Annotated in this window: 9 protein-coding genes; 5 read left to right on the top strand and 4 right to left on the bottom strand. The window is 46.6% G+C overall.

What is annotated here, in order from left to right:
* Nucleotides 1–40: 40 nt before the first annotated feature.
* Entirely contained in the window at nt 41–622 is a 582-nt protein-coding gene (locus tag AC0J5I_RS03875) for an N-acetyltransferase family protein (protein ID WP_475303950.1), read from the bottom strand.
* A 136-nt stretch (nt 623–758) separates the two neighbouring features.
* Between AC0J5I_RS03875 and AC0J5I_RS03870 the strand changes: the two genes are divergently transcribed.
* Nucleotides 759–1322, top strand: coding sequence for a P-loop NTPase family protein (locus AC0J5I_RS03870; RefSeq protein ID WP_475303946.1), 564 nt, complete (start codon nt 759–761; stop codon nt 1320–1322).
* 23 nt (nt 1323–1345) lie between these two features.
* Here AC0J5I_RS03870 and AC0J5I_RS03865 read toward each other — a convergent pair whose 3' ends face one another.
* On the bottom strand, nt 1346–2158 hold the full coding sequence (locus AC0J5I_RS03865; protein WP_170100181.1) for an AraC family transcriptional regulator: 813 nt from the start codon (nt 2156–2158) through the stop codon (nt 1346–1348).
* A gap of 1012 nt (nt 2159–3170) precedes the next feature.
* Here AC0J5I_RS03865 and AC0J5I_RS03860 point away from each other — a divergent pair.
* Nucleotides 3171–4574 (top strand): hypothetical protein, encoded by a 1404-nt coding sequence (locus AC0J5I_RS03860; RefSeq protein WP_475303939.1) that lies wholly within the window; start codon nt 3171–3173, stop codon nt 4572–4574.
* Nucleotides 4575–4948: 374 nt separating this feature from the next.
* Here AC0J5I_RS03860 and AC0J5I_RS03855 read toward each other — a convergent pair whose 3' ends face one another.
* Nucleotides 4949–6970 (bottom strand): ABC transporter ATP-binding protein/permease, encoded by a 2022-nt coding sequence (locus AC0J5I_RS03855; protein ID WP_475303937.1) that lies wholly within the window; start codon nt 6968–6970, stop codon nt 4949–4951.
* 105 nt (nt 6971–7075) lie between these two features.
* Complete coding sequence (locus tag AC0J5I_RS03850) at nt 7076–7732, bottom strand: TetR/AcrR family transcriptional regulator (RefSeq protein ID WP_107996041.1); 657 nt, start codon at nt 7730–7732, stop codon at nt 7076–7078.
* Between the two features lie 158 nt (nt 7733–7890).
* On the opposite strand from AC0J5I_RS03850, the gene AC0J5I_RS03845 reads away from it, so the two are divergent.
* The 3 genes from AC0J5I_RS03845 to AC0J5I_RS03835 all read left to right on the top strand — a co-directional run bounded on the left by AC0J5I_RS03845 (nt 7891) and on the right by AC0J5I_RS03835 (nt 10828).
* Nucleotides 7891–8874 (top strand): lactate/malate family dehydrogenase, encoded by a 984-nt coding sequence (locus AC0J5I_RS03845; RefSeq protein ID WP_475303930.1) that lies wholly within the window; start codon nt 7891–7893, stop codon nt 8872–8874.
* 197 nt (nt 8875–9071) lie between these two features.
* Nucleotides 9072–10001: an ABC transporter ATP-binding protein gene (locus tag AC0J5I_RS03840; protein WP_107996043.1), complete on the top strand. Its 930-nt coding sequence runs from the start codon at nt 9072–9074 to the stop codon at nt 9999–10001.
* The gene (locus tag AC0J5I_RS03835; protein ID WP_475303922.1) at nt 9998–10828 is read left to right on the top strand and encodes an ABC transporter permease; all 831 of its coding nucleotides are present in this window, start codon (nt 9998–10000) and stop codon (nt 10826–10828) included. The genes AC0J5I_RS03840 and AC0J5I_RS03835 overlap by 4 nt, the downstream gene beginning before the upstream one ends.
* Nucleotides 10829–10848: the final 20 nt, after the last annotated feature.

Genomic DNA, 10848 nt, shown 5'->3' with positions numbered 1-10848 from the left:
AATAAGTAGCGTGACTGCTTTACAGACGGCGGCTGATTTTTTATTTGATAAAGGATATTCCTTTGAAGTCCCACTGCATATGGTCATAGACATGCCCGCTCAGCGTTCGCTCGGAAACTGTCCGGAAGCCGACTTTTTCATAGAGTTTTTTTGCCTGCTGATTGTCCTTTTCGCAATTCAGGCCGATGACGGTTTCACCCGCAGCTGAGGCGAGTGTCGGCAGTGCTTGCAGCAATTGGTAGGCGACACCTTTCCCCCGCGCTGATTGCTTCGTCACGATGGAATCCAAATACCATTCTCCAGCAAACGTTTCGCTGTCGGGGAAAAGTCTGGGCGCCGCGATGTGCATTTCCTCAAAAGCGTTCCGGAGTGCGGCATCGATGATGGGTTCGGTTGCTCCCGGATAGCCGAAGCAACAGCCGAGGATTTCTCCGTTTTCTTCATAGACGAGGCCGTTCCGGAAGCTGAACCGGTAGACGTCCTCGTGCATGGCCCGGACCATCGCGGCTTTCAGGACATCCGGATTCAACAGATCGAGCAGCGGCAATTCCATATCAACGAAAATCTCGTGGATCAGGTCGTAGAGTTCCGGGCAATCCTCTTTTCGGGCTTTGCGTATCATCTTGCATCGTTCCTTCCTTTTTTTTAATTCCAGTATACCATTAGTTGCGGAGGCGCATCAGTTACTGTTCACTGCATTTCTGCTGTGGTAAACTGTTCGATAGAAGAAAAAGTCTCGTTCAAAAGGAGGGATCGGTTTGGCGAAGATGAAGGACAGCGGGAGTGGGAAGGTAATGAAGCGGATCGTCGTCATTGGATGCAGCGGATCGGGGAAGTCCACTTTTTCGCGCAAGCTGCAGCAGTTGACAGGCAATCCATTGCATCATCTCGATAAATTTTTTTGGCTGCCTGATTGGGAATTGCGCTCTGATGCGGAACAGGACCGAATCCAAAAAGAACTTGTGCAAGAGGACAAGTGGATAATCGACGGCAATTACCAACGGAGCCTGCCGATCCGGCTGGAGCGTGCGGATACAGTCTTCTTTTTCGACTACCCAAGAAGGTTGTGCCTTTACCGCGCGTTGAAGCGGATCGTTTCGAACCGCAAGCGCACCCGTCCAGATATGGGGGAAGGCTGTCCGGAACGCTTCGATTGGGAATTCATGAAATTCATTTGGAACTTTAACAAAAACAACCTCCCGGGCTTGGTCGCCTTATTGGATCAGGTACCGGATGGCATCGAAATCCAACATTTCCGCAGACCGCATGAGGCGATAGACTATTTGCGGGCATTGAAAGAACAAAAAGAAGAAGTCGCTTAAAACAGCGGCTTCTTCTTTTTGTATTATTGGTTTCCTTGACGACGATATTGTGAAGGCGTGCAGTTCGACAATTCCCGGAATGTTTTCGAGAAGTGTGACGGTGACTGGAAGCCGACCAAGTGTGCAATATCGGCGATTGCGATATTGGTGTTGCGCAACATTTTTTGCGCTTCATCGATACGGATATGGATCAAGTAGTCGATCGGCGACATGCCAACTTCCTGCTTGAAGATACGGATCAAGTAGAATTTATTGATGTGGACCAGATCCACCAAGTCATCCAAAGTGATGTTCTTGTGGTAGTTCACTTTCATGTAATTCTTGACCGTTTGGATTTCTTTGTGGTTCTTCTTGTTCAGCGAGTTGCGGATCGAGAATTCTTCCAGACGCAACAAGTGGATCAGGATGATCTCGACGAAGCGTTTGCTGACCTCTTCGTAGCCTTGGTTGCGAGTGCTCATTTCATCCAGCAATAAATTCAGGAAAGTTGCGGTTTCTTTTTCACCGTCGTTGTGGCGGTAATAAGAGAAATCGCTTTCTGCGTCTCCGATTTTTGAGAACTCCAGACCGTGGATGCCGACTTCGATGATCTCTGCTGCTTTATCTCCTGTCAGGTCCCAATAGTACTCTACATTTGGATTCAATAAGATCAATTGATCTTTTGAAAGCTTTTCCGTCGTTTCTTTCATTATTAAAGAAACATCCCCAGATGTAACGTAGAAAAGTTTAACATAAGGGAATTTTTGGTAGTTTGTAGGTTGGGCCGATGTGATTGTATTCTTTTCAGCGAGTACAATCTTCAAGGAGAGGTTTTTTATGTTGGACATGGTATACATAGTTATCCTCCTAACGTAATCTATCTGATAGCAACGGTTCGACAATTTGAAAATTAATTGACTCAAATTCCATATCATCCGAACGAGCCAATAACAATAATAATATACTATTTTTTTACTTTGTCTAGTATATTTTATAAAAATATAAAAATTTAATCCTTGTCATAAAAAGGCTTGTTTGTAATATGTATGTAATTTAATCTGACATGTACAAACTGGCGCCTAAAAATGATAAGTTTATTGCGGAAAGTATGTTGCCGTTAACGAACCCAATTTATTGATGCGACAGAGGAGGCAAATATTTTGCCATTAAAGCGTATGGCTTGAGGGAACTGTGCCGCTTCTCCCAATCGCGGCCGATTGCAAAAAAAGTATCTGGCTGAAGGATCACTATCCCTTTTTGGCGTGCAATTTAATGGCCACTTCAACATGGATTTCCGTTCCCAAGGCAACGGAAAGATCGTCGGAGCATAATCGACATAAAGTATGTTTTTGTTTATTAAAAATCGGAACAAAAACAAAATAATTACAGTGATTTGCAATTGGAAGCCTGTTTGACGGTTTTTTAGCGATTTCAGATGATTTGAATTCGCAATATAGCTGATGTAAAAATATTTATTTTCTGGATGCTGGGATTTCTACTCATTAAAAAGTGAGGGACGGGAGAGGCCAGGAAGGGATACTTTTCTGGAAATGCTTATGGGTTGGGATTCCTCAGGCGCTGTAGTATATTTGTACCCTAATGCGATAAACGGTATTTCATGTATAGTATAGCACCATCGCGTGAAAACGTCATTAAATAACTGAACATTTTTATATCAACTGAACGGAATTTGTATAAATTTTTATAAATTCTATGTAGGATGTTTGTTTCAGCTTTCAGTTAATTGCACAATTTTCAGTATTTGGTAGCCAAATTGGTCAGGCGCGTAGGCTTTCTTGCTTTGTTTTTTAGGCAATATGGTAAAATGGACTTAGAATTGTAAGGGATTACGGTCCGGAGGTGTGGAAGATGAAAGGTGATTACGATCAGTTTTTTGAGTATTATTGCGCGATGTATGACTATGTACGGGCTGAGAAAGTGTCAGTGAATGAGCATACGTTGCATGATTTTCTGCATACGCAGCACTTTTATCGATTATCCCATGAGGCGCAACAGTTTGCGAAGCGGTTTGCGGAAGAGGACATCTCCGTGGATCGGCTGTTGCTGAATGAACAAGAAGCGCATGAATGGTATCTCTTCTATTACAAACAGAATTTTCCAGCGGGCTATCCTTTCAACCATGCAAACTTGGAATTCATGGAAGGGGAATATGAGCTAAAGGACTTTTCACCGATAATCGGGCCTTTGGGTCATCAACCCTTGCATGCGGGGATTTTGCGGAAAAGGGTGAATGAAGATTATTTTATTTTCCCTTATTTCAGGAATCAAGTGAAGTTGTCGCACCTCATTCTCAGGCCTATTGTAAATAAATTAATGGTAGAAAACAAATACAATGTCAGGAAGTCGATTGAACTCGTTCAGTTGTTTGAAGCTGAAGCAATCGGATCGGGATGGGAGCGGACCAGAATCAAGGCGCAGATGGAAGAAGTGTTGCGGCAACAGTTACATTATCGCGTCAGTTATTCTGACATAAAAAAACTGTGGCTACAAATGATTTTCATTAGCTTCCGTTACGAAAAGAATGAGGCGAGTTATATCCAGTGGGAGCATCATGATTATGAGGATACGATCCGGAAATTAGAAAATTTTGCGGTGGTTTTGGATGGCAATCCGGACATTCAGCTGACTGCTGAAGAAGGCGCATTACTGAAATGGGTCCGTTTTGTCGTTTTTCGATCCCGTGGCATGCATGACAGGGCGAAGGAAGAGGCACATAAGCTGTTGGAACGCGAAGAATTGGTGGTGGGTGCAAGCCGGCAGCCGTTGTATACTAAGTTGGACATTGTGCCTGTCAATGATACTTACAAGGATTTGGTGGTCCGTAAACTGTCGAGCGATTTTCGGGATATTTTGGTTTCCTATTTGTTGGAGAGCTACATTGCCAATCGAAAATATGAAGCAGCTTTTTTCTTGTTGCAACAATCCGACCCTTATTTCAAGCATTTCATCCCCCGGTATTACCGGAGTGCAAACCGCAACAAGTGGATGCCGGGGGAGGGTGAAGTTTCCACCGAGCAGCTTTTTCGGGAGCAGTTCCAACGGGTGCGGATTGTCCTCGGGGATCATTGGGTCGATGCGTTGCATAAAGAGATCGAGCAAGAAATGAAGGAAGGTGTTACCCTGAAGAAGGACGCGTTTGATTGGTTGTTACGATACTTGTACAATGTGATGAGCATTTTCTATGAAATGCAAGAAAGCGAATTGGCCGATCAGATGAATGCCTTTTATGCGCAAATCCGCCTAGCGGAATAAACCAAAAGAAGCAGCCGACAAAAAGTCCGGCTGCTTCTTTTGGTTCGTCTTAGTGGTCGATTTCTAGAGTGGGATTCATCGTATCCTTGTAGTTGAGTTCTGATTCGCAGATACCGCTCCCGTTTTGTCATGGCTCTTGCGATTTTTAATCGCTTAGAGACATGATACACTTGACCGGTACGGTCACAGTGCGTCCTCCTGTTGTCCACTCCAACGTCCGGGTATCTAAACGCGAATCATCACATCCTGCTAGTTGAACTCTGAATTGCAGGAGGTTCCGCCTAAGCTGACAACCACACGTGGACAAAAAGCGTCCGCTTTGTGTTTGTCCTCTTAGTGCTCGCCCCCTACCGCAATTCATCGTATCCTTTTTCTTAATCGTGGCGAAGTGCTTCTACTGGATCCAGGCGGGCTGCTTTTTGGGCAGGCATCAGGCCGGCTACCATGCTGATGATCACACTGGTGACGATGCCGAATACCGCAAACGCCGGTGTCATATTCAGAATGGCCGTATCAAAAAGATTCTCCACAACAATGTTTCCGACAACGGTGATGAGGTAGGCGATGCCTACGCCCAGAATTCCGCTGAACAGACCGATCAGGAAGGACTCGGAAACGAAGATGCGGCGGATATCTTTCTTCCGGCCGCCAATCGCTTTGATGACGCCGATTTCTTGTGTCCGTTCCACAACGCTGATGTAAAGTACTGTCAAAATCATGATGGCGGACACGAACAAGGAGATGCCGGCAACCCCGGAAAGGATGTAAGTGAAGATATCCAACATCTGGGTGAACGTGGAAGCCAGGGCATCCGCGGATGAACCGCGGTAACCTAGAGCGGCTACTTCATCTTTGATCGCTTGGGTATTTTCAGGATCGTCAGATACCAAGTAGACAACATTTGGCTCCACTTCCATATTGTTCTCTGCAGTCAATGTTTCAAAGGAATCAGCCGACATATATACAGACTCGAATGCGCCGATGGCTTGGCCGGCCGTGTAAATACCGCTGATGATGTAATTTTTTTCCAATGACTCACCGTCTATGGTAACGTCCAGAGTCACTTCTTTTCCGAGGGCTTCTTCCGGAGTAGCACCCATCTGATTGGCTATGCCTTCTGTGACCAGAATCTCGCCTTCTTCAGGAAACGCCCCGAAAAGGATGTTGGAATCGGTCATGCCTGAGGTTGTTCCGAAAGTCATGAAGGAGTATTTATTCTCCTCAAAGATGACATTATCGCTTCCAATCGTAAAGGAAGAATAGGCCAGATTGACTTCAGCGACATGCGGAATATTCCGCAATTCCTCAATGTTCTCTTCTTCGAACGGATCGGACTGCGTTACGCCCGTAGGTGGGCCCGATGGCGTAGAGCCGGCGGGTATCTCAGCCCCGGTAGGAGTCGTGATCATCATGGATGAATCGGTGTTTTCACTGTTGTTGGTTTCGATGACGACGGGCATCTGGACTTCACTGACCAGAGGATTGACATTGGCATTCATCGTTGCGGTCAGATAGTCATTGACGCCTTCGCCAAGGGACAGCATCACGATGATGCTCATGATTCCGATGCTGCCGCCAAGAGCGATAAGGATGTTCCGGGCCAACTTTTCCTTCATATTAAGAAGGGCCAAGCGGATTGCTGCAAAAAAAGTGAGATTCTTGCTTTTGATTTTTTGCTGCAGTTCCAATGCGTTGTCCTGCAAGTTGATCTCGCCTTGACGGATATCGCCGATGATTTTTCCGTCATCGATTGTGACGACGCGCGTGGAGCGGGCAGCTACCTTTTCCGAGTGGGTGACCATGATGACGAGTTTGCCGGTTTTGGCGATATCTTGGATGATGTCCAGCACCTGATCCGTTGTCTGCGAGTCCAGTGCGCCGGTAGGTTCATCGGCAATGATGATATCCGGATCATTGACCAGGGCGCGGGCGATGGCCACACGCTGTTTTTGCCCGCCGGATAACTGGCTGGGTTTCTTTTTGTATTGGTCATCAAGGCCGAGTTGCTTCAGGACTTCTCTCGCCCTGGCCACCCGGGTTTTTTTGTCGACGTTCGAAAGCGTCATCGCCAAAGTGACGTTATCCAGCACGCTGAGGTGGGAAACAAGATTGAAACTCTGGAAAACGAAACCGATTTTCTCTTTGTGGTAATTCACGAAATCTTTTTCCTTGAATGTGCTCATATTTTGGCCGTCAATGGTTATTTCGCCTGAAAACTGGCTGTCCAGACCGCCCAGCAGATTCATCAAGGTCGACTTCCCACTGCCTGATTCGCCGACGATTGAGACCAATTCACCTTTGTCTAAGGAAAGATTGACGTCCTTCAATGCCTGGAAATCTTCCGCGCCGCTGATCGGGTAATATTTGTTCAGATTTTTTAGTTCGACAAAAGCCATAATAATGCGATGCCTCCTTATTATTTTAAAAGAAACGACGATGAGTGAGTATTTACTCACCGTTCGATTAGTCAAGTATAGCGATTCGGGAAGGGACTGTCAATGCTATTGCTTATCGGGTCGGAGGCCTTTGACGATCTGCTGGGTCAAATATGCGATTTCGGCTTCTTTGTCCCGCTTTGTATCCGTGAAAAGGACGTAATGGGTCAGGTGATTACCGAACAGGATGCTCATGATATATTGCCAAATAACGGGATTGGGCCAATCGACGACTTCGTTTTTTTCTTTGTAGCCGTCGAGGATTGCGTAAATGCCATCTATCAAGTCCTTGGGGATCATCGTGTTGAACTCTTGGAATCGCTGTTTGTCGTACATCATTTCAGTTAGGAAAATTTTTCCTGACTGGAAATGCTCTTCCGGCATCATAACGTCCTTGCGCACGATGAATTCCACGAATCGTTCAAATGGCGCATTCTCTGCTGAATTACGGAACTGCTGCACTTGGGCGAGCGCTTCCGTCGAGATGATATCGCGCAGAATCGGGAAAATCGTAGCGTAAAGCAAATTTTCCTTGGTCCCGAAGTGCTTGTAGATGGTCCCTTCAGCAACGTTGGCTGCTTTAGCGATATCCTTTGTGCTGGTATTGGAAAATCCTTTCGTCGAGAACAGCACGACGCAAGCATCCAGAATATCCTGCATCTTGGGCGACAAACCCTCTTTACTGCGAATTTTTTGTTTTAAAGCTTCCACAAACTTTTCCATTTAACGTATGCTCCTCTGAGTGATGTTGCTTCCATAGTACTCGGACCGACGGATTATTGCAAGCCGACGCCATGACGGGCCCTTTTTCACGAAATACATGTGATAAATCACCGAAAAGGTGCTAATATGAAAGTATGATGAGAACTGGAGGGGAAAAGATGCACAAAAATAAACTTGTTGTGGTGGGTGTGGGTCACGTAGGTTCCTATGTATTGGCTGACGCAATGAAATTGCGGTTATTTGCGGAAATTGCGACAATCGATATTCTGAAGGATGTTGCCCATGGGGAAGCCTTGGATCAGGCGCATGCGACCGCATTGACCTATATGTCCAATGTGGACGTACACGCGGGGGATTACGCCGATTGCGCGGATGCGGACATCATCATTATCGCTGCCGGACCGAGTGTCCTGAAGGATGATAAGAATCCGAATGCCATCCCGGATCGCGCCTCCTTGACGGGAAAAAATGCGGCGGTCATCCGTGAGGTGATGGGCGAAATCATAAAATATACAAAAGAGGCCATCATCATTCTGATCACAAATCCATTGGACACGGTGACCTATATCGCGGCCAGCGAATTCGACTATCCGGAAGGGCGGATCTTCGGGACGGGCACGATGCTGGATTCGGCCCGTCTACGGAAAGTGATTTCACAACAGTACGGTGTCGATCCCAAAAGCGTGACCGGCTATATGATGGGCGAGCACGGATTTACCGCCTTTCCGGTGGTGAGTAGACTAGCCATAAACGGCATCCGTTATGAAGAGTTCGGAACCCATTTCCCGGAAGTGGAGATATTGAATCCCGAAGCAATCGGGGCGGCGGTCGTGAAGTCGGCCTACGATGTGCTGAACGGCAAGGGCTGGACGAATGCCGGGGTTGCGCAATCCGCCATCACCTTGGCGCAGGCGGTCATGCTGGATGAAAAGAGCGTCCATCCCGTCTGCACGATTTTGCGCGGACAGTACGGACATGATGGGGATGTTGCCTTGAGCATGCCTTGCCTGATCGGCCGTAACGGTGTAGAAAAGCAATTCGGGATTGCTTTGGATTCGTGGGAAACCGACAAGCTCAACGCTTCCATCGATTACATCCAATTGGCGATGAAGGATGCGAAGACAGGACCGTTCAAACGGTAAGCACAAGGGAGCACAGCCACGGGCTATGCTCTTTTTTTGATGGCGCCTTTTTTAGTGCTAAGCCCTTAAATGCATCGCAAAATTTGACAAAGGTGCGCATGGATATCCATAATTATGATATAGACGTTTCGTTTTATCAGCAACAGTTCTAATGTTGGATGCGCTCACCTTATTTTGTTGGGAAGGCAGGCATAGAGATGGCAGCCATAATTAATGTGAAAAATTTTTCGAAATATTATGGGGATTACCTTGCAGTGGAGGATGTTTCTTTCGAAGTGGAAGAGGGCAGCAGCTTTGCTTTTCTGGGTCCGAACGGTGCGGGGAAGAGCACGACAATTAACGCCCTATGTACGATGATCGATAAAACCTCGGGAGTGCTTTTGATTGATGGAGAAGATGTCTCTAAGCAACAGAAAAAAGTTCGCAAAGCGATAGGCATCGTTTTTCAGGAACCTACATTGGATCAGCAGATGACAGTGCAAGAAAATCTGGTTGCTCACTGCAGCCTTTATGGGGTGCCAAGGGATGAGGTGGGGGAACGAATTGGGATACTGCTGGATCTCGTTGATTTGTTGGAATGGCGGAATAGCCTGGTCTCTACCCTTTCCGGCGGGATGAAGCGTCGCGTGGAGATCGTGCGCGCGCTGGTCCATTATCCGAAAGTTCTTTTTTTGGACGAACCGACGACGGGGCTTGATCCCCAGACAAGAAATCGCATGTGGGAATACATTATGAAGCTGCAGAAGGAGAAAAATATAACGATTTTCTTGACGACGCACTATATTGAAGAAGCGGAAGTGTGTGATCGAGTGGCTATCATGGACGACGGGAAAATCATCGTCAACGATACCCCGCAAGCTTTGAAAAAACGGTATACCAAAACGCGGGCCGTATTGAAGGTGAAGGATTCCCGAAAAGTTGAAATCTATTTCTTGCAGCAGGAGTTCCGTTATGAAAAGAGAGGTGGATACTTGCACCTTGAGGTGGATGACATGGGAAGATTTATTGAGACAATCCATTCATTGAAGGATGATATTCTCGATTTGGAGGTTACGAAAGGGAGCCTGAATGACGTTTTTCTTGAAATTACAGGCAAAAAAATCCGTGAAGGCGGTGATGCGGGGTGAGAGTCGTCTGGACATTATGCTTGCGCAATCTGCGTAACTTTATGCGCAACCGCATCCGCTTGCTGATTACTTTTCTTACGCCTTTCGCTTTCATTTATGTATTGTCCTCCCTTTTTCAAAGTCAGCTGCAAGAAAATTCCGTCAATCATGTCATTGCGGGTGTGACAATCGCCACCGTATTTCAAACGTCATTGAATATCGCGGCGACTACGATTGAGGACATCAGTTCAGGGTACATGAAGGAAATACTGGTTAGCCCCATCAATCGTTTTCAGGTAGCAGTCGGACAATTGTTGGCAGGCGCCCTGATTGCGACGTTACAAGGCTTCATCATTTTTGTGATCGGGATGTTCACAGGTCTAGGATTCGAAAAGCCGCACACAATCGTGTTGGTCTTCCTTTCCATGTTCCTGGTAGGGATTGTCTATTCTGCCTTGGGGCTTTGGGTTGCCACCATCGTTCGGGATGCGCAAACCTACCAAATCGTTGGTCAGGCGGTAGTTCTTCCGTTGGTTTTTTTATCCGGTGCCTATGTTCCTGTGAGCCTTTTTCCGACCTTTTTGGAATACCTGTCTTATGCGAATCCCATGACCTATACGACCATGTTTTTTCGGGCGATCGTCTTGGAAAACAACGGAACGGACGCCGAAATGGTCAAAAATGGATTAGCGTTGAATTTCAACGGGTTCATATTCAAGCCATGGATGAGCGGCCTTGCCGTATTCGGATGTGGCATTGTCTTCCTCGCGATGGCAACCGTTACGTTCCATCGGGCCGATTTTACGCATAAACGAAAGAAAAGCAGGAAAGCAGAGAGGATTGGATAGCGTTATTTTCCTATCAGCCC

The sequence above is a fragment of the Trichococcus sp. TS_SC_9 genome (assembly GCF_056156325.1).
Note: the sequence above shows the minus strand (reverse complement) of the source record. Positions and strands in the feature narration are given on the sequence as shown.

Coding starts and splice junctions, on each gene's coding strand:
- AC0J5I_RS03875 (WP_475303950.1), bottom strand. CDS start 622: ATGATACGCAAAGCCCGAAAAGAGGATTGCCCGGAACTCTACGACCTG.
- AC0J5I_RS03865 (WP_170100181.1), bottom strand. CDS start 2,158: ATGTATACCATGTCCAACATAAAAAACCTCTCCTTGAAGATTGTACTC.
- AC0J5I_RS03860 (WP_475303939.1), top strand. CDS start 3,171: ATGAAAGGTGATTACGATCAGTTTTTTGAGTATTATTGCGCGATGTAT.
- AC0J5I_RS03855 (WP_475303937.1), bottom strand. CDS start 6,970: ATGGCTTTTGTCGAACTAAAAAATCTGAACAAATATTACCCGATCAGC.
- AC0J5I_RS03850 (WP_107996041.1), bottom strand. CDS start 7,732: ATGGAAAAGTTTGTGGAAGCTTTAAAACAAAAAATTCGCAGTAAAGAG.
- AC0J5I_RS03845 (WP_475303930.1), top strand. CDS start 7,891: ATGCACAAAAATAAACTTGTTGTGGTGGGTGTGGGTCACGTAGGTTCC.
- AC0J5I_RS03840 (WP_107996043.1), top strand. CDS start 9,072: ATGGCAGCCATAATTAATGTGAAAAATTTTTCGAAATATTATGGGGAT.